This window comes from Stenotrophomonas sp. 01N47 (genome assembly GCF_056399165.1).
Genome location: NZ_JBFTQU010000009.1, coordinates 277482 through 302080 on the forward strand (window position 1 = coordinate 277482; position 24599 = coordinate 302080).

Genomic DNA, 24599 nt, shown 5'->3' on the forward strand with positions numbered 1-24599 from the left:
TGGAATTATTCAAATGAAGCCTCCAAGTAGCGTTTCCAGCTCACGCAACATGCTGCGTGCTGCATTCTCGAGGGCTGGAGTTAGCCCGTCTGCCGATACCTTTAACTCAAGCATTTCGCTGAAAATGGCCATCTCTTCAACCTTCATCACCGCCAGCGCCCCGCGGATTCGATGTAGGACCGAGATCAGTGCCTCCGAATCCCGGTTGGAAAGCGCATCCCACGCCTTCGGAAGATCCGATGACATCGCCTCGCGGAACAGCACCAGCAGTTCTTGGTTCAAATAGATGCTGCCGGGCCAAGAGATTGCCGGCGGCGTCGACGAATCGACCTCGCCAGCGCAGGCACGTCGCAAGCTGTCGTAAAGGGTCGATAGATCGATGGGCTTGTTGATCCAGGCATCCAGCCCAAATGCCATCCCAAGTTCCCGCTCGGCCTGCATTACGCTGGCGGTGATACCGATGATTGGAATGGTGGTTCCCTGGCTACGCAGAATCCGTACCAGCTCGTAGCCATCCATGTTCGGCATGTTCATATCGGTCAGCAAGACGTCGAAGTTCTCCACGCTCCAGCGGTCGAGTGCTTCCAGACCATCCGCACATGTGGTCACCGCACATCCCAACGTCTCCAGCTGCTTGGCAAGGAGGGTGCGATTGACCACATTGTCTTCAACTACCAGGACGCGTAGACCGAGGCGATCCAGGCCGACAGCAGGCCGATATCTCCCCTCCAACGGCAGATTCAGTGCGCCAACGCGCAGTGCACCGCCGCCGTCCATGGCGCGACCGTCATCGAGATCCGTCTTCGGTCTCCCGCCCTGTGCCAACGCCACCGCACGCAAAATGCTCCGCATGCTGTGGGCGTTGACCTGCACTCCTGAGATCCCCCATTGCGGCAGCTCAGGCCCCGCTGGGGTTCCTGACACCCGCGGCCCGTTCCAACCAATGGGAGGCATTCGATCCGGAAAGAGCTCCACCAGCACAGCACCCTCCTCGCTGGCAGGGATAAAGCCTTTGACAATGCGTACCTTTGCACCGGCCAACTTCAGCCAACCACCGACGTTCTGCGCCGATTCACCTATGGGTGCACGTACCCACACTGCTTGATCCCCTTGCAAACTCGGCATAGCGGCCGCTTCGGACGGCGCAACTGGAACCATCGGCAGCAGTACGCTGAAGGTGCTACCCCGCCCCGGAGAGCTTTCCACGTCTATCTGGCCCTGCATCAGTTGGCAGAGGCTGCGACAGATGTACAGCCCTAAGCCGGTACCTGGCGTTGTGTTGTGAACGCCTTGGACCTGATAGAACGGCTGGAAAAGAATACGGGCATGAGCATCGGAAACACCAACTCCGGTATCGGTGACCTTCCAGTTGAGCATAGGTTCGCCATCGCTTCCTTGTTCATACGCCAGCAGGACCCGTACCCAGCCTGCATCGGAGAACTTGATCGCGTTGCTCAGGAGATTATTGAGCACTTGCTTGATCCGCAGTTCATCGCCGAGAGCCTGGCGGGGAATTCCAACATCTATGACCGAATAGAGATGCAGACCCTTCGCATCGGCATTGGCTGCGTAGGTGCGCACAACCTCTTCGGTCAGCTGGACCGGATCGAACTCGGCCTCCTTCAATGACAACTGCCGCGACTCGATCTTGGAAACGTCGAGAATGTCGCTGATGATGTTGAGCAGTCCCGCTGATGATGTTTGTACCGTATCGAGGTAGCCACGCTGCTGCGCAGTCAGCTGGGTTAGGCCGAGCAGCTCGATAGTTCCCAATATTCCATAAAGGGGCGTGCGTATCTCGTGGCTCATCGTGGCCAGAAACACAGTCTTTCCGGCGTTGGAATCATCTGCCGCCTGCTTTGCCGCGGCCATGGCCGCCTTCACCTGATGAGTCTCAGTTACATCGCTGAAGGCTGCCAGCACCACATCCCGCCCCTGGTAGCGAGTACGCCCACAGCGCACGCTCAGATGCCTTCTTCCAATCACCATCGGTTCGCAGTCGTCTAGGAATCCAGCATCGCCCTCCTCCATTCCATCGGCATACGCCTGCAAAAGGCGCTGCATGCTCGCCGTGTCTCCCAGCCATTGATCGGCCAGTTGATTGCGAATGACAACATTGCCATCGTCGAGGCTCAGGCCGGCAACGGCGACCTGAGAGATGTCGATCAGAACACGCCCGAAGTACTCGCTCTCCGCAATCAATTCGTGAGCCGCCTGCGCAGGAAGAACGACTCTCGATCGGTGCCGCCCGTAGAGCACGACACTACCGATGAAACAGATCACAATCAGGAGAAAGAGCAGTATCATCTGCCAGCTTGTCGTGCTGAAGAACTCCGTCCACGGGATGCAGTAGACGCCGCGCCACCCGCGCTCGTTGGATACATTGACGTAAAGACCATCGGGGCGAAATACGTATGAACTCTCCAAGGCGGAATTCCCACCGGCCAGCCAATCGACTGCGTCTCCGCCGACGGGTTCAGAGGCCCCCTTGGTGAGCGACCGCAACACCGCGCGCTCGGCATTGAGCGTATTGCCATGCTCAGGCGATATCTCCAGATATGCTCCAGCGACCAGCCGATGTGGCGACGATCCCCTAGCCCAGAAGGCCTCATCCACCGTGATCTCTCGGTGCAGCAGGACCGCGCCTTCCGGAAGCAAATTTCCCGGCAGATCGATTCTGGTCAGATGCACACCGGAAGGGCTCTTGGTGTCTTTCCCGACCATCAACCGCTGCCGGATACCATTCAGGTAGCGGCCGCAACCAGAATCGAACGCGGCACTGCTCGCCGATGCCGGGCAAGGCAGGACGATATCGGTGGTTCCAGCGAGGTCGATGAGAAATCCCCTCGCTCCAGGAATCGTGCGCCCCCCCCGTGCATAGGCGTACCGGCGAGCCACTAGCCTTGCTAGCGGCTCTACCGCCTCTATTTGCCCGGCCGCCGCCGGCCCTGCGGCGGTCCGGATGCCAAAGTGGAGCTCGCCGATTTCGTTCCAGCCTTCGTAATAGGCCAGTCCCGAACCGCTGCCAACTTTCCTGATAGCCCTGCGGTCGGCACTGTAGATCCGGGCATCACTGGATCGCACTGCCTCGACAAGATCGTCGAGAAAGCTCTCCAACTCGATCAAGTCGGTGGCGGACTTCTGAAACTGCGACCTTATGTCAACCTCTGCTTGCCGAATGAGGCTGTGCAGTGCCCACAGGAAGAACGCAACCATAATTACCATTGTGCTGAGGCTAAGCAGGAACATCGCTCGCATGCGCAACGAGGCTCTTACCAACTCACCGATTGAGGTCGTTTCACCAATCACTGTCGACATTATCAGCGCACAACCACGTTCTGCTTTTTTAGGAAGCAGCAGAAGAGCTCCTCCGTAAGCGCGTGCGAAATCAGGAAGCCCTGAACGGAATTGCACCTCAGTCCTTTCAGGATCGCGAGTTGCTCTTGCGTCTCTACGCCTTCCGCCACCACGTTCAGCCCGAGCTTGCGCCCGAGGAATATAATGCTCTCCACGGCTGCGCGTGCGCCGTCTTCGGCCGCACAGCGACTGATGAGTGAACGGTCAACTTTTATTTCGGTAAAAGGCGTGGACGCAATCTTGAACAACGAGCTATAGCCCTGCCCGGAATCGTCCTGCGCCAAGCCGAATCCCTTCATCCTCAGTCGACAGGCTCCAGCATAGAAGTCGCTGATCGCCAACGTCGTTGTGCCCTCGGTGAGCTCGAAGCTGATGGCACCAGGGCGCCCCCCGTAGTGCATAACATGTGCATACAGGCGGTCGGGCAGCGACTGGTCGTCGAGAAGGTGGGTCGGCAGATTCACCGAAACCTCCACACGATATCCGTTTGTCCTCCAGAGCGACTGAGCTTCGATCGTCTGTTGAAGCATGGATGTCAACAACTCCTCCTCCAGCCCCAGCTGAGTCAACGCCGGCAGGAACTGGCCTGGAAGCATGACAGTTCCGTCAGACCGGACCCAGCGAACCAGGGCTTCTGCAGCCACGACCGCACCGTCGGATATCCGCATCTTTGGCTGGAACCATGCCTGGACTTGCCGCGAAGCAACGGCGCCTCTCAATTCCTGCGGCTCAAATGACGATTCGATAGAGCTCGGCGCGGGTCGCGTCCTGACACTGGCTCGCAGCTTGGCAATCAACTCAAGAATCGACTTCTGGGTTGCCGGCTTGGCTATTTGATCGATGACCAGCACGCCTAGCGAATCGGCGACCAGTCCGGCGCCTGCGAGAAGCCGAGAGGACGATGAACTGACTACCGCCAGTAACGGAGGAGATGGGCGAAGCGAGAGTTGCTGTATGAACTGCACACCGTCCAGACCGGGCATCAATAGGTCGCTCAAGACCAGGCTGTAGTCTTCGCGGTCGAGCATTGCCAAGGCTTGCGCCCCGCTCTCAGCAGTATCCACGGCCGCGAACCCAGCCTGCTGGAACAAGCTGCGCATATGCTCACGCTGCAGTCGCTGGTCATCGATGATTAACACTCGTTGCAGCATGGAAGCTCTCTGAAATTTGATCGATGGCTAGCCCTATCCTTGGCCGGATGTATGAAGATCGGACGCACAAAGCATTTAACGCCGCGCTCTTCGTCGTGCACTGCGGCACTGGCCGCCTACGGACCTTGTCTCCGCTGAACCGACAGCACGCACTCGAAGTACCACTGGATCCACCGGTGCACAGAAGAGGCAATCGGAACTGACCGACGGAAGCGCATTCGTTGATCCGACACCGTCAGGCTTATAGATAGCGGCGCACCTGCCGAGCACTCCGTTCTCCAGAGGAAATTCTTTGCTCTCCGGCTGCTACCGTACGCACCTGCCAGCAGCTGTCGCCTCCATGCGCCGCGCTGCAATGTCACTAGAACGCCCAGAGGGGATAGCACCCTACCGTCACTTCTTCCGGAATCGTCTGATACCCCCCCACCCCGACCGGGAGCTAGCATGAGATTTCGTCAGAACGGAAGTTGAAGAGCTCCCTGCGTCCTTCCTTAAGCAGAAGCAGGGTAATGGTCGAGCGGAGCCGACAAGAAGGCCAGCCTCGCTCAGAAGCGCAGCCCTTTCAGAAGCGTAGCCCTTACCGCCTTCGCACCCCATTTATCGCAGCCCATGCGATCCTTCACGCTGCAGCATACGATCAGCATTCAGAGAATGGAGTGCCACCTGAATGGGCCCGAGCCAATCGCCTCCGATCTGCTACCGGCAGCAGCACCCTCTACCCTCCTGCCCGCAGGATTGCCCGAATCGTCAGCCATCGCGGGCCAATCCAACTCGCGCACGTCGCGCCGGCCGCCATCGCCTGCGCCACAGCCGCCTGTTGCATTGATAGCTACCGCGGTTGATGCGCCAGTCCTAGCCGCAGATGTCCTTCAGCTGGGGACATAGCCCAGATCCGGGAAAGTTGGACTGCCTCAGGGCGTCCAGCTCATTGCTTCCACTTCACGTTGCCAGTTCGCCAGACTTTCACGCGCCGTAACGCCGTCGGCGCGCAAGAATCAAGTCCGCATCAGGATCGACGGTTAATCAGCAAAGGCCTATCAAATGAAATGTTCGCAAGAACTAATTAAGCTCACAGAAAATAATTCGGGGAAATTAGAATTATTTCCTTCATTCAATATTCGGGTTATTGTAAAGGCATGGCCACGCCTACTTGCATTAAGTTCCGCCATCACATTTCATCTCAATGCAGGCGCTGTTGACTATACCACTCCAGTGATTGCAGCAGCAGGTGGGACCATAGCGCTCGAACCTGGCGATACGGTAACCGTGTCCAATGCCGTTGCGATCACCGCCTCGGGACAGAATTCGTTGGTCGACGCTAATGGAATTACGTTGACCGTAGGCGAAGAGGGGTATGGCGTTTCCGCCATGCAAGGTGGATTTGCTGACATCCGCAATAGCACCATCAATATTAACCCGGCGAATGGGACTGTCTTTTCCGCACTGGAGGCCAATGGACCGAACAGCGCCATTAGTGCAACCAACGTAAACATTATCGCCAACGCCAACGCATCTGGCAGAAGCACCGTAGATGCAATTGACGGGGGTACTGTTCGCATGGACGGAGGTCGCCTTGAGAGCAAGGGATCGCTACTACAGGCTGGTGGCAGCGGCAGCTCTATACAGGTAAATGGAACAGAGCTTGTTGGCGGGGTTGTTAGCAATATTCATGCATATCGTGGGGGGCATGTTTCGCTGGAAGCGCTCGCCCTTAACTTGAGCAACGGCTCATTTTTTGGTGTTTCATCTGAGGGCGCCGGATCAAAAGTCACAATGTCTGAAGTCACCATGAGTAACGGCATCATCCTGGGTTTCGTAGGTGGGAGCTTGGAGCTTGGTCAGACCTCGGTCAGCACCAGAGGTGGTGCAATGAGATTGCTTGGAAGCGCCAACGACGGACTAATCTCCTCGGCCATCATTAATGGAGGTACGATGGAGAGCTTTGGCGGCGACGTCATCGAATTAGCTGGCGCAGCCCGTCTGACGGCGACTGGTACGACTGTCGTCTCTCATGATGGCAGGTCTGGCATCAAGCTTGGATATTCCGATACCTTCGCCGAGTTGAACGGGGTGAACATCCGTACTGACGGGACCTTTGCCGGGAACGGCATCCAGGTGTTTGGTGGTGGCGCCGAAATGAAAGACGGCTCGATCACAGTTGGAAACGGAGGATATGGACTTACTTTAGCCGGGCACGAAAATCTCGGGATAGCCCGCATCAGCGCCGAAGGTCTTGCCATCAATACCAATGGCAGTAACTCGGGCGGCGTGCTTGTGGGGCGTTCCTCACGTCTGGACTTCGTCAAGGGCGCCATCCATACCGTGGGGGATGGCTCCTACGGCATTTCCCAGAATGACTTCGGCGCGCTGTCCATGGTGGATGCAAGCATCCGCTCCGAGGGACGAGGGTCGGGGGCTTATCAGGCCTCCATCAATGAAAATTCTTCACGGGTAAGTACGGCTGAGTTCATCAAAAGTACCTTAGAGACCTCAGACGGCACCACGATGTCAATCAATGCGGGCAGTCACACGATTCAGCTCATCGACAGTACGGTTCTCGCCCGTCTTGGCGAAGACGAGAACAAAGGGGAGCTGCTCTCGGTCCGTGATGTGATAATTGCCCCGCTCGATGGCAGCCCCCCCTCGTTGTACTCCGCCGGCGATGTGAGACTGGCCGCCAATAGGTCTCAACTGACGGGCGATGTATTCGTAGGCAGTGCAACGGCCAAGGTCGCTCTCGAGCTGACCAACGGTTCGACACTCACCGGCGCACTGAGCACGTTGGCACCGAACCGCGTTTCCAGCCTATCCATCGATACCAGCAGCCGCTGGAACGTTCGCGGCGATTCGGCGTTGCGCATGCTGGATCATGCCGGCACCATCGCCTTCGTTGCACCGAACCAGGACGACTTCAAGACACTGACCGTCAGCGGAGACTACGTCGGCAACAATGCCTCCTGGATTTTGAACCGCAAGCTGGGCGGTGATGCGTCGCTGGGCGACCAGGTGGTGATTCAGGGCAATAGCAGCGGAACGGCCAGCATCAGCGTGCTCAATGCGGGCGGCATGGGCGCTGCAACCACCGAGGGCATCCGTTTGATCAACATCATTGGTCAGTCCGATGCCCAGTTCACCTTGCAGGGGCGTGCGGTCGCAGGCGCTTATGACTATCGACTGTTCAAGGGTGGGGTCACGACGCCAGAGGATGGAGACTGGTACTTGCGATCTGAGGTCATTCCGCCTGTTACGCCACCTGTCACTCCACCTGTTACGCCACCTGTCACTCCACCTGTCACTCCACCTGTTACGCCGCCTGTCACTCCACCTGTTACGCCTCCCGTCACCCCGCCAGTTGTACCGTCGAGGATCGAACGTCCCGAACCCGCTGCCTATCTGGCGAACCAAGCCGCTGCACTGCGCATGTTCCAGCACAGCCTGCACGACCGTGCCGGTGATCCGGGCACCCTGCCGCACGAACCAGATGCCGCGGGCGCCGCCGCATGGGTTTACCTGCGCAGCAGCCAACTGAACAGCCGCAATACCGGCAGCCAGATCAACGTCGACAACAATTTCGACAGCCTGATGCTGGGCGTTGGCCGAACGTTCGAGTCCAACCACGGCGGCAGCCTGCAGCTCGGCGTGATGGGCGGCCATGGGCGTGCACGCAGCGATAGCACCTCAGGGATGACCAGCTACAGTGCACGCGGTGAACTCACGGGCACCACTCTAGGCGTGTACGGCACTTGGTTGCAGGATGCAGCTATGCGCGCCGGCTTCTATGTGGATAGCTGGCTACAGTACGGCCGCTTCCGCAACAGTGTACGGGGCGATGGGCTGCAGAAGGAGCACTACCGTTCACACAGTTGGACCGGCTCGGCCGAGGTCGGCTATGTGCTGCCACTCCATCAGGGCAAGCTTCGCGCGATCTATCTTGAGCCGCAGCTGCAGCTATTGCACAGCCGCTACGATGCCGAACGCGTGACCGAGGCCAACGGCACGTTGGTGGAAAGCGCGCGTGCCGGCGGCACGACCACGCGCGTGGGTGCACGCATGTACACGCGCTCGCTGGACGCGCGCCAGGACCAGGTGCAGCCGTTCGTGACGATGAACTGGTGGTCCGGCGGCAACGCGTCGGCGCTCGCACTGAATGGCGAGCGTTTGCAGCGTGATCTTCCGCGGAACATCTACGAGGCCAAAGCAGGTGTACAGGTGAACCTGTCAGGCCGCTGGCGAGGTTGGGGCCAGATCGGCCACCAGAGCGGCAGCCAAGGCTACTCCGATACCAACGCACAGATCGGCATGACGCTAAGCTGGTAAGCGCGCACTCGTCTGCGGAGGGAAGCCCGCCATTCGGCGGGCTATTTTTTATCGTAATCCCCCCGTAGCTGCCTTGCTATTGACGATGCGCCTCTTCCCGAGCGTTCTCATCCCCTTGGCCTGCAACGCGACAACAAGAGCTTTGACCCACCCGCTCTGATGCCCCGCGCGTTCGTCACTACCGCGCCACCATCGATGAGCGGAACCTGCGCACAGCACCGTATGCCCGAGCCAAACACCCGCTATTCAAGCTCGAATTTGAGCCATCTCAAACCAAACAGTCCAAATAGTCTCATGCAGCTCAACTGTTATGGACAAAGGTTGGGAACGAGCTCAACCGTGGAGAGGGGCTCAGCGCGACGTGCATGCTTTCGAAGTGATCCTTGAGGCGGGAACTCGCCAGACTTCCTCACCTTCCGCGCCTTCACCCTCGTAGATCGCGAAGCGACCGTCTTCTTCGCGGCGCATGGTTGGGCTAAATGCGACAGCGTCGATGTCGTTGCGCGTGCCGATGAAGCGCATTTCCCCGCCGCAAACGAAGTTGGGCTCGCCCAGTGGGGCGCAGATCAATTGCGAGGATTCGGCACGGATCAGCTGCTTTACCTGCGGCTCGACGCGACCTTGGTCGACCAGCTCGCAGAAGTAGTCGGCGATGGTGCTGCGCGCATCCGCCTCCGAGGGCATCCACGGTGGGCAGCGAGACGCGCCTCCTTGGTAACTGCTGCCCGGTACGGTAGAGGCCGGAGACCTGGCAGGTGCTGCAATCGCTTGGGAGAAAGGTAGTAGTGTCGCTGAGATTGCAAGTAATAGTCGGCAAATGCGCGCATGGGAATCTTTCATACCTGGATGTCATTCAAACTTTGGAAATGAAACTCGACAGAGAAGAGAACGGAGAAAACTCTGGCCAATAGCCCCATCCCACGCAAAGGCATGCTCAGAATAGAAGTGCAGGCACCTGGAAAGCATCGCCCGAAACCTACCAATTTTTCGACCAAATGGCACCTCGTAGCCCCCTAATTTAATTATCCAGTCTGCTTACGAAACGCCAACCAATTCGACACCGAAGACCAAACAAACTGAACGACTCCGCCGGTCTTGACAGCCTGCGAGCTTGAATCGCCTAAGAGCTGCGGACCCGATGACGTGGAGCATGGGCTGCAGGCTCCTCCGCACCGTTGCGGGCAACGCAACTAGCACCACCAGATCTCACGTGGTCGAGACGCTATCATACGGGCCACTGCATATCAGGGCATGACCCGTATACCCCCACGCTCTGTATAGGCTGGCGATCGTTCAACAAACGCCGCCACTTGCTTTCAGACAAAAGCTTCCCCAGTAGGCCACCGCATCCGTACGCTTCACAGCATCACCGTTGAGCCGGAATGTGTAGCGCCCGGCTTCGATCAGTGGCCGCGGAGGAACCACCTGCGTGTAACCAGCGAGACTTGCGCCATACGACAGGCACTGCCCGGGCTTCATGACAAAACGCTTGGCTCCTGGCAATGCCCTAAGGTCCCACGCAAGTCGTGTGGTCAGCCCGCTGTGCTCTTGAATCAGCCATACCGACTCGACAGAGAAATCCTTCTCCGCGTCGTCCGGTATACAGATTGCCGGACGGCCTCCCGTCACTTTTACCACGCCATCTCCGTGCCATCCCCAAGGCGATGCTACGGCCAGGCCTGCGTGGAGCGTCGCAAATACTAATACTAAGATGAACACGCCACTGCACTTCCGATATAGAGACTTCATTGTTCCTTCACTTCCCACGCTACTTCCTACGATAATGCCGACTACCCTGTGCACCTGCGTCCATTCCGCAACGAAATATGAGTGAATGATCGACAGTACGCGGATTGGTAAATTCATCTCTTAACCTCACCCACTCCACCATGGCCCAGAGAACGGCCAGTACAGGACGGAAGGTCGCAAGTCTTCGAACGCGACACGAATGACTACAACCCGGCACTCGGAGAGAGAAGCTCCAACCTACTCTTTGAGTCATAAGGCATGGCACATTCATGCAAAAGAACAGAATATATTCAACTATTTTGAGCGAGAGCGTTCGGCGAGATTGAGGTAAAGGCTAGCCTCACGTTGCAGATATTCATCGCTCCTGGCGAGCTGTCCGCGCGCCTCAGCAAGATTGTCGTGACACCCCTGATTTTGGCAATGTGGTACAGACCTGCCTTGAATTCCTGCAGACACCTGTTCTGCGGAAGCATCCAATCGTCGCCCATCATGCCAGCTGATATACCACTGCGTCGCAGGCTTATCATCGGCATTGTTGCCATAGTGAATCTGGCCATGATAGCTGGTCAACTTGTCGTTATAGAAAAACCATCTTTCAATCTTCACAGCTGCGCGCCCGTCGATCTTACGATGATTACCGGCTTCCGCCACTATGTCGAGTTGGGAAAGGGGGCCACTCTTTGCCAACGAGACTCTCACTCCAGCCGGAAAATTGTGGTGATGCAGGCCATGCCAACGTGATGCAATCTCAGGCATTGCGATGACGCTATAGCGGGTGGATACATAGCTGGACTGGAGGCGCAGCGGCATCTGCATGGCCTTTACGCCCTCCGGAATCTTGCCCGATTCGAGTGCGCCTGGATTCTCCTTCGTCCAGTCACTGAACTGGCGTCCGACCGCGAACGCCTGTATGCGCTCGGAGCCATCCGGCAGGAGCAAGCGCGCTCGCAATGATCCGATCACCTCAGACGAGCTCTCCCGCAACTGGCCCGGCGTGAAGCCTTTGAGATCAGCCAAGGCGTAATCATAGGATCCCTGTCCTGCGTCCTGCATGCTAATGCGCAACGGCTCGTTGCGTTGCTTCGCATATAATTCGCGCCCCCTTTTCGGCAAGCTCTTTCCCCACGATGCAAACGGTTCGCGTCGCCATAGCTCTCCGGCAGGCACCTGCACTTCGACAGAACTGAAGTAATAGTTCTTGGCGGGCGATACTGGCAGCTCAAATCGAAGCGTCAGCGGCCCTCCTGGCGCCTGCGGACCGACCCTAGCAGGTGCAATTACCCGTCGATCGATCGCCGCAACTTGCTTCTCAATGTGCGGCGATGGCAAACACGCGGTGCCATCCATGCACTCGAAGAGGTGCAGCCTTCGGCGAGTCCGCAGGGTCTCGCCCTCAATGCGCTCGTCTGGCAAGTAATAGGCGACAGCCTGAGCGCCTTTAAGAACATCATTCCAGGCCTTGGCCTGATTGCCCTCCATGTAGACATGGAAGGCATCGGCAATCTCCAGCTCTAGCACCATTTGTTGCCCAGCATCCCGGGGTGGTGCAGCTTGAGTCGCGCCAACAACGTACAACCAGCTGGCTATTGATGCGATCACGAGCTTGAACGGCCGACGCAGCGTACTGAATCGACAATTCACATGAGATCTGTTATGGGCAATCGATTTCATCGTTGACTTTCCTAAAGCTACGTCACATTTGAGTCATGGAGCAGCACCGGCATTGCGGCGGAGTTGCGCCTTACGCACGTTCCGGATCCTGACGGAATAAACACGCCTTGGAGAGGCAACTCTCCCCACTTCAAATGAGGTGTTGCAGTGTTGTCAGGCGCCGGCTTGGTCTATGGCGACAACCTGCATAAGCTCCTTATTCTCTGATTAACACGGGGTTCTGCGTCGACCGTCTGTTAGCGTCAAATGCGGGTAAATTCTGGCAGCGCACAGGCGCTCGGCGAACCCCTGCTCTGAATGATGCCGACAGCCCGCACATTCTGGGTCTGCCAAATCTTCCGCACATCCAGATGCATCCGAAAACCGCTGCACATCACCCAAACGGCGAATCGGCTTCTAGCAAGAACTCATCCAAACGAGTCCTCTGCTCCACATCTAAGATTTCATCCAGAGTGCGCAGGGATTGAAGCCAATCCCCAATGTCCTCGTACAGCGCCTCTTGGCCTCGAACCAGGTAATCCATAAAACCGAGCGAATCGGACTCGGGCGGAGGATCGCTGGTCAAGATCGTGATTGTTCGCAGCATTGGCCGTGCTGTTTCCACTTCAAAGGCCGCCCAGCTCGCGAGTTGCGATGGTTGCAACCTGAGCAAGCGCTTTAGTTCGTCGCGTTGTTCCAGCCAGTTGGCCTGCTCTGCCACGATAGGGTTATCAACAAGCAAAGCTGGAACACGTGGCGACGCCGCCAATGCTGATGCGGCTGAGAGCGTTACCAACATAAGAAGTAGGACAGCTCTCCCTATCATGCTTGTCACTTCTCGGTCCCCGTGTAAATACGATTTATTCGCTCCTGCTGCGAGGCGTCAAGTTGAGGATAGAGCCAGCGCAGTGCGTCCAGGATGAGGCGCTGATCGCGAGCTGCTGCTGCGCCGACGGCGACGCGCAACTCTAACTCTTCGAGTTGGCGGGTTGGCGGATACAGCCTGGCAGCCAAGTAGAGCTCTGCCCTTCGGTTCCTTATATCTCCCAGGCGTTGCTCGACCTCTTTCCAAAGGGCGGCTTGACTGTCGCGCATGCCCACGAGCGCATGCAACTGATCGAGCTGCGACCTGCGTTTCGCGGCAGCGTCCTGCATGTATTCTTCGGCTCTAAATTCCTCACTGATAGCGAACGCTGGAGATGAAACTAGCGGCAGTGCAAGGAGGAGCGAACGGAGTGTCAAAAATTGAGCGCTTAGAACAGCTTCCGCGACCCACGATTGATGATTGACTGTGGGAGCGGATGTTCCGCCAAGCCGAATTGGGACCAAGGATGCGCGCGAGATCACCAGTGACCGTCGCGCTGAGGATTCGCAAAATCTTAGAAAAGCATTCATATCTATTTTGTTTCGCCAGGGAGAGAGCTAGGAGCGCTGAAGGCTGGTAGTGTTGAACGCAGTTCAGGACCTTAGGAGCCCTATCGTCAGAACGTCCTCGCCTTACCGCCCCCGTCTTCCAGAAATACGCCACTGAATCGCCACTCCCCGCCGTCGGACAGCTGCGGCGTCGCGCGAATCGAGACGCCATCCTTACCATAAATATCGATCACCTCGTCGTTTAGTGACAGCTCTCCGTTATAAGGATTGGAGGCCGTAGACACAATCACGCGCGCCGAACCAAAGTACTCGTTCCCATGCCTCATTGAAACCTGGACAGACTGCGGAATCGACCTTTCCAGCCTTGGAACTCGAATAGAAACGACATTGCCCGTTTGGGAAATTTCCTGGGTATCCAGCCATCCCCATTGTGACCGCGAGTCCGTGTCGAAATAGCCAATGCTGACCGATACAGCTGTGAGCGGACGCTTGGGTAGCGTTGTATTGAGTTCGAACTTAATCACGCCATGGCTCGAATATCGAGCCAGCTGTTGGGCCGTCATTTCAACGTGGCGCTTTCGTGGTGAAAATACATCATCTGAAGGCCAGGCCTCTACAGGGCTGACCCCTATTAAGCCAACAAAGACGGCGAAAACTTTTACATAGGAGGGGATCTGACGATCATATCGCATGCTTGCGGACCTTGAATTCGAGTGAATTGCGAAATTCCATCGATTCCACTTTTTGATGGCCCCTCCAACCATGTAGATGCAATCTACGAAATGCAAGTATGAATACGAAAAACAAGAATTTTCTTAGTAACGACAGGGATCTACGAGCTTGCGCGTGCGAAACAAACGGGGCATAAAAGGGGTGCAGCCATAGCTGGCACAACGCGTGACTATATCGCCTACGAGAATGTGGCGACGGAGACGGCCGTCAACATTCGAAAGAATTATTAAACCATGACAAGCGCACTCAGCCGTATCGCAGCTGGGTTGGATAACATCTGGTGCTTCCGCTTAATTTCATTCGTGAAGAAGGAGCCATCGTGGCATTGAACGTCTCTTTGGCTCGGCCCCCACTGACTCGCGCGAGATCGGTGCCGCGGTAATCCCCCGCTTTTAGCGGCCGCCAAAAGTGGAGCTGCGCTGCCAGTGCAGGTTGACCAGACGTTCGTCTGTTGAGAGCCTGCATTGGCGTGATGCCGCCGAGCGCCATGTTTGGCGCTCGTAGTTGTAAGTCCATAGCCAACGAGTGGCGATGTCCTGGACCTGTTCGATGTCATTGAACAGATTGCTGGCAAGCCAAGCGTAACGCACGGTCCGGCTGTAGCGCTCAATGTAGGCGTTCTGCTGAGGATTGCCTGGCTGGATGTAGAGCAGCGCAATGTCTTGCCGCTCGGCCCACGCTTGCAGCGCTCCGCTGATGTACTCGGGCCCGTTGTCGCGGCGTATAGCGCGGGGCTTTCCGCGCCATTGGATGACCTGTTCCAAGCTGCGGTTGACGCGCGCCGCAGGCAAGGAGATGTCGACCTCCATCGCCAGTCCCTAGCGGTTGAAGTCATCCAGTACGTTGAGCATCCGGAAGCTGCGTCCATCGGCCAGCTGGTCGTGCATGAAATCCATCGACCAGGTCTGGTTGACCGCCTCAGGCACCGCCAAAGGCTCCGGCACTTCCCGGACGATGCGCTTGCGCGGCTTGATGCGCAGATTCAGCTCCAAATCGCGATAGATCCGATACACGCGCTTGTGGTTCCAAGCTTAAGCCCTTCACGTTGCGCAGGTGCAGGAAGCACAGCCCAAAGCCCCAATCGCGGTAGGCGCTGGTCAGCCTGAGCAACCGGTCGGCGGTGATCGCATTTTCTTGGCAGGCCTTGGCCTGATAGCGGCAGCAGGTCTGACGGGTTCTACCCCGAAATCACGGACGGTTCTAAAAGAGCTGCAACCTTCTGATCCTGCCTAGCGACCCTTCGCCGCATCCTTGGATTGTGGCGTCGCTCGATGTAGTCAAGCACATCCGCTCGTGCTGCATCCAGTGTGGGGTAGCTCGTTCGATAGATCCGCTCGCGTTTGAGCAGGCCAAAGAAGCCTTCGCACGCAGCATTGTCCCCGCAGTGCCCCACCGCGCTCATCGAGCAGACCAGGCTGTTGGCCGCTAGATAACGCTGATAGTCGCCGCTGCGGAACTGGGTGCCGCGATCCGAATGCAAGATCACCTCATAACTTTCTTGACGCTGCCAGACCGCCATCTGCACCGCACGAATCACCATCTGACGGTCCTGGCGATGGTGCATCGACCAGCCCACCACTCGCTGGTCAAACAGATCCAGAACAATGCACAGATACAGCTTGCTCTGCTGGGTTTTGATCTCAGTGATATCCGTGACCCACTTGGTCTCTGGCTCCAATGCGCCGAAGTCCCGCTCCAGCCGGTTACGCACGCCTGGCGGGGTCAACGCAGGCTTGCCTTGCTGGCCTCGGCGCTTCGGTCGTGGCCAGCCCTGCAAGCCGTCAGCTGCCATCAGGCGCGCCACTCGGTTCAGACTCAGGCTATGGCCGGCATCGGCCAGATCTTCCTGCATCCGCCTGCGCCAAGTGTGCCCCGACTGTCCTCATGCAACGCGCGGATCTGGTCGAGCAAACGCTGATTTTCGAGCTGACCAGCACTGGGCAGGCGCTTGCTCCAATCGTAATAGCCGCTGGCCGCCACCTTCAGACAGCGGCACATCAGTCGAACCGGAAACTCGTCGCGACAACGTTCGATCACCTGATACCTCAGGATGATCCCTTGGCAAAGAACGTCGCCGCTTCTCGCAAAAAATCCCGCTCCTTCTTCACTCGGGCTAGTTCGCGCTTCAACTGCGCAAGGTCCTCGTCCCGGGGCGTCCCGGCACCAGCAAAGACGACTCGCCCCTGATCCTGCGCTTCACGCTTCCAGCGTGTCAGCAACGTATCCCGGATTCCCAGCTCCCGGGCTACTTGGGCACAGCTCACACCCGACTGGCTTGCCTGCTCAACCGCACCACGCTTGAACTCGGCGCTGAACTTCCTTCGCTTCGACATGAACACTCCTCATGGCCTGAATCGGCCTTCTTGTAAGTGTCCGTGAAAACGGGGGTGAACCCCTGCGCCACTTGTAGAACGTCGCTGAGCTGATGCCATGCTGTCGGCAAAGGTTTGGGACAGGCGTGCCGGCCTCGGCCTGCTTGAGTACGGCGATGATCTGGCTGTCGGTGAATCGTGATTTCTTCATGGGATCTCCTCGGGTTAGGTTACGAGAAAATTCCACTTCTGGCTGCGGCTAACCTGCGGGGGGATTACCGCACAGCTTGAGGCTCAGGATGGGCTCTACCTCACGAGGGATTGGGTTAGGCATCTAAGGGCTGATCCTTGGCATCAAGCCCTCGCTGGCAAATCGGGGGGGGAATCACTCTCAAATACTTCGCCCTTGGTCTCTGCCAGAGTCATATAGCGCCGCGGAGGCCCGCTCGCGTTTGAGCTTGTCGAAGAGAAGCTCTCCACAGCCGAGTTGGCACCACGGTGGCGCTCGTGCTGCTGAGAATGCGATGATCTCTCAGGAACTGCTGGTAGTCCGTTGATGTTGCCGAGGATCACTAATCGCAGACGGCATACTCATGGTCTCGGCTACTACCCCCCCAATTGAGTCAGCAGACTCACATCTAGGGCCCCAGCTTGCAGCGGAGGCTGCCCACGAACAGCATGGCAACTCCATAGACGGGGAGGGCGAGAGCTTCCGCCCTCGCCCCCACTTCCGAGTTGGACTAACTATTATGTCCTTTGCATCTGCGGGCCGCCATCAGTTGGACCAACTATTCCGCAGTTGGACTAATTATTCCATCTGACCAGCTCTCAACCAGCCACGTCCGCCCTTACTCCACCGTAACGCTCTTGGCCAGGTTGCGCGGCTTGTCCACGTCGGTCCCACGCGCCAGCGCGGTGTGGTACGCCAGCAGCTGCACCGGGATGGTGTGCACCACCGGGCTGAGCACGCCAGCATGGCGCGGGGTGCGGATCACGTGCACGCCTTCGGACTCGTTGAAGTTGCTGTCCTGGTCGGCGAACACGAACAGCTCACCGCCACGCGCACGCACTTCCTGCATGTTGGATTTGACCTTCTCCAGCAGGCTGTCGTTGGGAGCGATCACCACCACCGGCATGTCCTCGTCCACCAGCGCCAGCGGCCCGTGCTTGAGCTCACCGGCTGGGTAGGCCTCGGCGTGGATATACGAGATTTCCTTCAGCTTGAGCGCGCCTTCCAGGGCGATCGGATAGTGCAGGCCACGGCCCAGGAACAGCGCACTGCTCTTGCGTGCGAAGCGCTCGGCCCATGCGGCGATCTGCGGTTCCATGTTCAACGCATGCTGCACGCTGCCCGGCAGGAAACGCAGCTGCTCCAGGTACTCCGCTTCCTGCGCGGCATCAACGCGGCCATGCAGCTTGCCCAGCACCACGGTCAGCTGGAACAGCGCGGCCAGCTGGGTGGTGAACGCCTTGGTCGAGGCCACGCCGATCTCGGCGCCGGCACGGGTGTAGCAGACCAGTTCGCTGGCGCGCGGAATCGCGCTTTCCGGCACGTTGCAGATCGACAGCGTGTGCGTGTGTCCCAGCGACTTGGCGTACTTCAACGCTTCCATCGTATCCAGCGTTTCGCCGGACTGGGAGATGGTCACGATCAGGTGCTTGGGATTGGCATAGGCGGCGCGATAACGGTATTCGCTGGCGATCTCCACGCTGCACGGCAGGCCGGCGATGGCCTCGATCCAGTAGCGCGCGGTCAGGCCCGAGTAGTAACTGGTACCACAGGCCAGAATCTGCACACCCTCGATGCCCGACAGCACCGCTTCGGCATTCCTGCCGAACAGCTCGGCCGGGAAGCCACCAGCGTCGATCGCCGCTTCGATGGTGTCGCCCAGTGCACGCGGCTGCTCGTGGATTTCCTTCTGCATGAAGTGCCGGTACGGGCCCAGCTCCAGCGAGGCCAGCGAGACATCGGAGAGATGCACATCGCGCTCGATCGGCTGATCGTTACCGTCGAAGATGCTCACACCATCACGGCGGATCTCGGCGGTGTCGCCCTCTTCCAGGAAGATCACCTTGCGCGTGGCCGACAGCACGGCCGATACGTCGGACGCCACGAAGTTCTCGCCCTCGCCCAGACCGACCAGCAGCGGGCAGCCCATGCGGGCGCAGACGAAACGTTCCGGCTCGGCACGGCTGATCACAGCCAGCGCATAGGCACCGGTCAGTTCCTTGACCGTGTGCTGCAACGCGACCAGCAGGTCATCGCCATTCTTCAGATGGTGATGAATCAGGTGGGCGATCACTTCGGTGTCGGTCTGCGACTCGAAGGTATAGCCCAGCGCGCGCAGCTTCTCGCGCTGTTCTTCATGGTTCTCGATGATGCCGTTGTGCACCAGCGCCACGCCATGGCTGATGTGCGGATGCGCGTTCGCCTCGGTGACACCGCCATGGGTGGCCCAACGCGTGTGGCCGATGCCCAGGCTGGCCGTGAAGCCTTCGGCCTCGGCAGCGGTGGCCATCTCAGAGACACGTCCGGTGCGGCGCACGCGGCGCACGTCAGCGCGCTCGGCATGGTCGATCACGGCGATACCGGAGGAATCGTAACCACGGTATTCCAGTCGCTTCAGTCCTTCGATCAGGACCGGCACCACATCCCGTTGGGCGATCGCACCTACGATTCCACACATGTCACGCATTTCCTTGAAGACGGTCGGCGCATTCTAGCCTGCGTGTCCGCCAGCCCCCCCTCCTGTCCGCTTAATGAAAGTGTCCGGAAAGGTGTCCGCGGACACCCGGACAGCAGTGGCACATCTGCAAATCATTGATGGAAAAGGAAATAAAGTTGGCACGCTGTGTGCTTTGTCCATAGCACCACTCTGGCACCACCGACAGGCACGAACCCGATGATCCGCGACACCTCCGCCCAGGACCAGATCGTTTCCTCCGCTTCGGCCAGTGCCCCCAAGGCCGCATGGCACCGCTACCACTGGCCGGCCCTGGCCGGCATCGCCCTGCTGGCCGGCATCGGCTGGGCCGTGCATGCGTGGTCCAACGCCAGCCGCTCGTTCGACAGCAGCCGAGTACGCGTGGCTGAAGTGCAGCGGGGCGACCTGGTGCGCGACATCGCCGCGGACGGCCGCGTGATCGCCGCCAACAGCCCAGTGCTGTATGCGATCTCCGCCGGCACGGTCGACCTGAAGGTCGTGGCCGGCGACGTGGTCAAGAAGGGCCAGGAGCTGGCGATCATCGACAGCCCCGAGCTGCGCAGCAAGCTCGCCCAAGAGGAGGCCACTCTGGCCGGTCTGGAAGCAGAGGCCAGCCGCGCCAACCTGGATGCCACCCTGGCCCGGGCCAAGTCACGCAAGGAAACCGATCAGGCCAGCATCGAGCGCCAGGCCGCCGACCGCGACCTGCAGCGCTACCAGCGCGGCTTCGATGGCGGTGCGGTGCCGCAGATCGATCTGGCCAAAGCCCAGGATACCCTGAAGAAGGCCGACATCAGCCTGGCCAATGCCACCACCGATGCACGCCTGCAGAGCCAGGGCGCGGATCTGGACGCACGCAACAAGCGCCTGCTGGCCGACCGCCAGAAGGCCGTGGTGGCCGAAGTGCAGCGCCAGGTCGACGCACTGACCCTGCGCGCACCGTTCGACGGCCAGGTCGGCCAGGTGCAGGCCACCCAGGCCACCAACCTTGCCGCCAACGCGCCGGTGCTCGGCGTGGTCGACCTCTCCAAGTTCGAAGTCGAGATCAAGGTACCGGAAAGCTTCGCACGCGATCTGGCGATCGGCATGCCGGCGCAGCTGACCGGTGGCAATGGCCAGCCGTTCCCGGGCGAGATCAGTGCGGTGTCGCCGGAAGTGGTCAATGGTGAAGTCAACGCACGCGTCCGCTTTGCCGCAGCCCAGCCGGAAGGCCTGCGCCAGAGCCAGCGGATGTCGGTGCGGGTGCTGCTGGATACCCGCAGGAACGTCATGAAGGTCGAGCGCGGCCCGTTCGTGGAACAGGGCAACGGCGTGGCTTACGTAATGGATGGCCGCACTGCGGTGCGTCGTCCGATCGAACTGGGCGTCAGCAGCCTGGGCGAAGTGGAAATCAAGTCGGGTGTGCAGCCGGGGGACCGCATCGTGGTCTCGGGCAGCGACCTGTTCAAGGACGCCGAACGCGTCTCCGTCAACTGACAACTTATTCATCCTGGAGAGAGGACACCCTATGTACATGCTCGAAATGCGTTCGGTCGCCAAGGTCTTCCGTACCGAACAGGTGGAAACCCACGCACTGCGTTCACTGGAACTGCAGGTCAAGGAAGGCGAGTTCGTCGCCGTCACCGGTCCATCCGGCTCCGGCAAGACCACCTTCCTCAACATCGCCGGCCTGCTGGAAACCTTCACCAGCGGCACCTATATGCTTGATGGCCAGGACGTCAGCAAGCTCGGCGATGATGCCCGCAGCCGCCTGCGCAACCAGAAGATCGGCTTCATCTTCCAGGGCTTCAACCTGATTCCGGACCTCAACCTGTTCGACAACGTGGACGTGCCGCTGCGCTACCGCAAGATGAGCGCCGGCGAGCGCCGCGAGCGCATCGAGAAGGCGCTGAGCCAGGTTGGCCTGGGTTCGCGCATGAAGCACTACCCGAACGAACTCTCCGGCGGCCAGCAGCAGCGCGCGGCGATCGCCCGTGCCCTGGCTGGCAGCCCGCGCCTGCTGCTGGCCGACGAACCGACCGGCAACCTGGACACGCAGATGGCGCGCGGGGTGATGGAACTGCTGGAGGAGATCAACGCCGCCGGCACCACCATCGTGATGGTCACCCACGACCCGGAACTGGCCGCACGCGCGCAGCGCAACGTGCACATCGTCGACGGCCAGGTCACCGACCTGGTGCGCGAGCCGGTGCTGGCCACCCCGCGTCGCATCGTCGCCGTCAACGAGTGAGGGCACGACCATGTTCGCCTACTACGCCCGACTGGCGGTGCGCAGCTTCCGCCGCAACAAGGTACTGACCGCGCTGATGGTGGTCGCCATCGCGCTGGGCATCGGTGCTTCGATGACCACCCTGACCGTGTTCCACGTGCTGTCCGGCGACCCTATCCCGGACAAGAGCGACCGCCTGTTCTACGTGCAGGTCGATCCGCGCCCGCGCTCGGGTTACCTGACCGGCGAAGAGCCGGAGACCCAGATGACCCGTTTCGATGCCGAAACGCTGCTGCGCGAGAAGCGTGGCGAGCGCCAGGCGATGATGAGCGCCGGCGATGTGACCGTCGAGCCGGAAGGCAGCACGTTGAAGCCGTTCAACATCGATACGCGCTGGACCTCGGCCGATTTCTTCCCGATGTTCAACGTGCCGATGCTGTATGGCCGCGCCTGGACGGCAAGCGACGATGACGGTCGTGCCCGCGTGGTGGTGCTGTCCAAGGTGATCAACGACAAGCTGTTCCAGGGGGCCGACAGTGTCGGTCGCCAGGTCCGTGTCGATGGCCATTCGCTGCGCGTGATCGGCGTGATGGATACCTGGAATCCGGAACCCCACTTCTTCGACCTGACCGTGGGCAACTACGGCCGCGAAGAGGATCTGATGATGCCGCTGTCCACCGCGATGGACCTGAAATTCGGCAGCAACGGCAACATGAACTGCTTCCGCGACGGCGCTCCCGGCGACGACAGCAATTCGATCAACGCGCCGTGTACCTGGATCCAGTACTGGGTGGAGCTTGACCCGTCCAAGGCCGAGGACTACCGCCGCTACCTGGTGAACTACTCGGACCAGCAGCGGGCTGCCGGCCGTTTCGAGCGCCCGGCCAACGTGCGCCTGCGCACCGTGATGGAGTGGCTGACCTTCAACAACGCAGTGCCCAGCGACGTGCGCCTGCAGATGTGGCTGGCGCTGGGTTTCCTCGGTGTCTGCCTGGTCAACACCGTCGGCCTGCTGCTGGCCAAGTTCCTGCGCCGCAGCGGTGAAATCGGTGTGCGTCGCGCACTGGGCGCCAGCCGCGGGCAGATCTTCCTGCAGTGTCTGGTCGAAGCGGGTGCGGTAGGCGTGGTCGGTGGCGTGCTCGGCATCGGCCTGGCGCTGCTGGGCCTGTACGCGGTGCGCCAGCAACCAGTGGATTACGCCAAGCTGGCCCATCTGGACGGCAGCATGCTGCTGCTCTCCCTCGGTCTGACCCTGCTCGCCAGCATTGCTGCCGGCTTCCTGCCCGCCTGGCGCGCAATGCAGGTCACCCCGGCCATCCAGCTCAAGTCGCAGTAAGCACGAGAACGAGGACTTCCCATGGACATCCGCCCCATCCTCAGCACCCTGCGCCGGCACAAGACCGCAGCCGCATTGATCGTGCTGGAAATCGCCTTGACCTGCGCCATCGTCTGCAATGCCCTGTTCCTGGTCACCCAGCGCGTGGAAAAGATCAGCCAGCCCAGCGGCCTGGTCGAGAACGAACTGGTCATGGTCCGGGTCAACGGCATCGGCAAGCAGACCAACGCCATGGCCCGTACCAACGAAGACCTGGCGTCGCTGCGCGCGATCCCCGGCGTGACCAACGTGACCAAGGTCAACCAGCTGCCGTTCCGCCGCAACTCGAGCAACACCAGCATCTCGCGCGAACGCGACCAGGAACGCCCGACCGCGTTCGTGTCGTTGTACATGTTCAGCGAGAACGCGTTGCCGACACTGGGCCTGCAGCTGGTCGCCGGCCGCGACTTCCTGCCCAGTGAATACATCGACTATGAGGAAGCCCAGAAGAATCCCAAGCCTGACCGCGCCGCGCCGGTGATCATCAACCAGCAGGTCGCCGCCAAGATGTATCCGGACCAGAGCGCGCTGGGCAAGACGTTCTACATGGGCAACCAGGGCCTGCATGTGGTTGGTGTGGTCGCCCATCTGGCCACCCCCACCGACTACAACGATAACAGCACCTTGTCCATGATGCTGCCGGTGCGTACCGACTTCACCCGCGGCCCGTACATGCTGCGGACTTCGCCGGAGCGCCGCGATGAAGTGTTGAAGGGTGCGCTGGCCGCGCTGGAGCACAACGACCCCAACCGCCTGGTGCGCGAGAAGCTGACCTACCAGGAACAGCGTGCCGACTACTTCAAGAACGACCGCTCGATGGTCGGCCTGCTGGTGACGGTCTGCGTGGCGCTGCTGGTGGTCACCGCCTTGGGCATCGTCGGCCTGGCCAGCTTCTGGGTGCAGCAGCGCAGCAAGCAGATCGGCATCCGCCGCGCATTGGGGGCCACCCGTGGGCAGATCCTGCGCTACTTCCAGACCGAGAACTTCCTGCTGGCCACGCTGGGCATCGTGCTGGGCATGCTGGCGGCCTATGCCATCAACCTGGCGCTGATGAACATGTACGAGCTGCCGCGCATGCCGCTGCTGTACCTGCCGCTGGGCGCGGTGCTGCTGTGGATGCTGGGCCAGATCGCCGTGTTCGGCCCGGCCCGCCGCGCCGCTGCGGTGCCACCGGCCGTCGCCACCCGAGGGGCGTGAGATGCGTGCCAGCCTGCTGGTGCTGTTGTTGGCCCTGCCGCTGCCGGTACTCGCCGGCAGCGGCAGCTCGCAGACGCTGGAATGGCGCCAGGACGATGCGCGTCTGGCGCTGCGCTCGACCGAGGGCGTGGTGAGGGTTGATGCGGCCAGCCCGGAGGCGCGCTTTGGCGTGCGCCATGGCGACCGCATCCTGCGCGTGGACGACTCGCCGGTGCGGCAGATCGAACAGCTCGCCGACGCAGTACGGGCGGCATCGACGCCCACCGTCTACCTGCTGCTGCGCCGCGATGGCCGGATGCTGACCGTGCCGGTGGAGGTATCGCAGTGGCGCCCCGCGCTGGCGCCACCACCACCCCCTCCGGCTCCGGCTCCGCCGCCGCCGCCCCCGCCCCCGCCACGACGCTGAGACCCGGCGGCCCCTGCCCTGCCACGGGTTTGGCTATGCTTGGTGGGTGGCGCCGAAAGCTCCGG

Annotated in this window: 15 protein-coding genes and 3 pseudogenes; 6 read left to right on the plus strand and 12 right to left on the minus strand. The window is 59.9% G+C overall.

Going from position 1 to position 24599, the window contains the following annotated elements; genetic code table 11:
- Positions 1-9: 9 nt before the first annotated feature.
- Both AC1DKR_RS17315 and AC1DKR_RS17320 read right to left on the minus strand, forming a co-directional pair.
- Positions 10-3414: a hybrid sensor histidine kinase/response regulator gene (locus tag AC1DKR_RS17315; RefSeq protein WP_478033973.1), complete on the minus strand. Its 3405-nt coding sequence runs from the start codon at positions 3412-3414 to the stop codon at positions 10-12.
- Positions 3321-4508 carry an EAL domain-containing protein gene (locus AC1DKR_RS17320; protein WP_478033976.1) on the minus strand — a complete coding sequence of 396 codons (1188 nt, stop codon included), beginning with the start codon at positions 4506-4508 and terminating at the stop codon, positions 3321-3323. The genes AC1DKR_RS17315 and AC1DKR_RS17320 overlap by 94 nt, the downstream gene beginning before the upstream one ends.
- A gap of 1041 nt (positions 4509-5549) precedes the next feature.
- On the opposite strand from AC1DKR_RS17320, the gene AC1DKR_RS17325 reads away from it, so the two are divergent.
- Complete coding sequence (locus tag AC1DKR_RS17325; protein WP_478033978.1) at positions 5550-8825, plus strand: autotransporter outer membrane beta-barrel domain-containing protein; 3276 nt, start codon at positions 5550-5552, stop codon at positions 8823-8825.
- A 351-nt stretch (positions 8826-9176) separates the two neighbouring features.
- Here the strand turns inward: AC1DKR_RS17325 and AC1DKR_RS17330 are convergent, their stop codons facing one another.
- The 10 genes and pseudogenes from AC1DKR_RS17330 to glmS all read right to left on the minus strand — a co-directional run bounded on the left by AC1DKR_RS17330 (position 9177) and on the right by glmS (position 19329).
- Entirely contained in the window at positions 9177-9509 is a 333-nt protein-coding gene (locus AC1DKR_RS17330) for a hypothetical protein (protein ID WP_478033982.1), read from the minus strand.
- A gap of 609 nt (positions 9510-10118) precedes the next feature.
- On the minus strand, positions 10119-10691 hold the full coding sequence (locus tag AC1DKR_RS17335; RefSeq protein ID WP_478033985.1) for a hypothetical protein: 573 nt from the start codon (positions 10689-10691) through the stop codon (positions 10119-10121).
- 177 nt (positions 10692-10868) lie between these two features.
- On the minus strand, positions 10869-12245 hold the full coding sequence (locus AC1DKR_RS17340) for a hypothetical protein (protein WP_478033988.1): 1377 nt from the start codon (positions 12243-12245) through the stop codon (positions 10869-10871).
- Between the two features lie 373 nt (positions 12246-12618).
- Positions 12619-13023: a hypothetical protein gene (locus AC1DKR_RS17345; RefSeq protein WP_478033990.1), complete on the minus strand. Its 405-nt coding sequence runs from the start codon at positions 13021-13023 to the stop codon at positions 12619-12621.
- A gap of 32 nt (positions 13024-13055) precedes the next feature.
- The gene (locus AC1DKR_RS17350) at positions 13056-13379 is read right to left on the minus strand and encodes a hypothetical protein (RefSeq protein ID WP_478033992.1); all 324 of its coding nucleotides are present in this window, start codon (positions 13377-13379) and stop codon (positions 13056-13058) included.
- A gap of 326 nt (positions 13380-13705) precedes the next feature.
- On the minus strand, positions 13706-14290 hold the full coding sequence (locus tag AC1DKR_RS17355) for a hypothetical protein (RefSeq protein ID WP_478033994.1): 585 nt from the start codon (positions 14288-14290) through the stop codon (positions 13706-13708).
- Between the two features lie 493 nt (positions 14291-14783).
- Positions 14784-15500 (minus strand): annotated as a pseudogene (locus AC1DKR_RS17360) (IS3 family transposase); the annotation flags it as partial.
- A 7-nt stretch (positions 15501-15507) separates the two neighbouring features.
- Positions 15508-16663, minus strand: a pseudogene (locus tag AC1DKR_RS17365) (IS3 family transposase).
- Between the two features lie 64 nt (positions 16664-16727).
- Positions 16728-16853 (minus strand): annotated as a pseudogene (locus AC1DKR_RS17370) (transposase); the annotation flags it as partial.
- Between the two features lie 637 nt (positions 16854-17490).
- Positions 17491-19329: a glutamine--fructose-6-phosphate transaminase (isomerizing) gene (gene glmS / locus AC1DKR_RS17375; protein WP_478033996.1), complete on the minus strand. Its 1839-nt coding sequence runs from the start codon at positions 19327-19329 to the stop codon at positions 17491-17493.
- 216 nt (positions 19330-19545) lie between these two features.
- Here glmS and AC1DKR_RS17380 point away from each other — a divergent pair, with 216 nt between their 5' ends.
- The 5 genes from AC1DKR_RS17380 to AC1DKR_RS17400 are packed head-to-tail and all read left to right on the plus strand — an operon-like array spanning position 19546 to position 24534.
- On the plus strand, positions 19546-20823 hold the full coding sequence (locus tag AC1DKR_RS17380) for an efflux RND transporter periplasmic adaptor subunit (RefSeq protein WP_478033998.1): 1278 nt from the start codon (positions 19546-19548) through the stop codon (positions 20821-20823).
- Between the two features lie 31 nt (positions 20824-20854).
- Complete coding sequence (locus tag AC1DKR_RS17385) at positions 20855-21577, plus strand: ABC transporter ATP-binding protein (protein WP_032976565.1); 723 nt, start codon at positions 20855-20857, stop codon at positions 21575-21577.
- Positions 21578-21587: 10 nt separating this feature from the next.
- Positions 21588-22892 (plus strand): ABC transporter permease, encoded by a 1305-nt coding sequence (locus AC1DKR_RS17390; protein ID WP_229979959.1) that lies wholly within the window; start codon positions 21588-21590, stop codon positions 22890-22892.
- 21 nt (positions 22893-22913) lie between these two features.
- Positions 22914-24128 carry an ABC transporter permease gene (locus AC1DKR_RS17395; RefSeq protein ID WP_313249300.1) on the plus strand — a complete coding sequence of 405 codons (1215 nt, stop codon included), beginning with the start codon at positions 22914-22916 and terminating at the stop codon, positions 24126-24128.
- Between the two features lies 1 nt (position 24129).
- Positions 24130-24534 (plus strand): PDZ domain-containing protein, encoded by a 405-nt coding sequence (locus AC1DKR_RS17400; RefSeq protein WP_478034002.1) that lies wholly within the window; start codon positions 24130-24132, stop codon positions 24532-24534.
- The last annotated feature ends 65 nt before the right edge of the window (positions 24535-24599 follow it).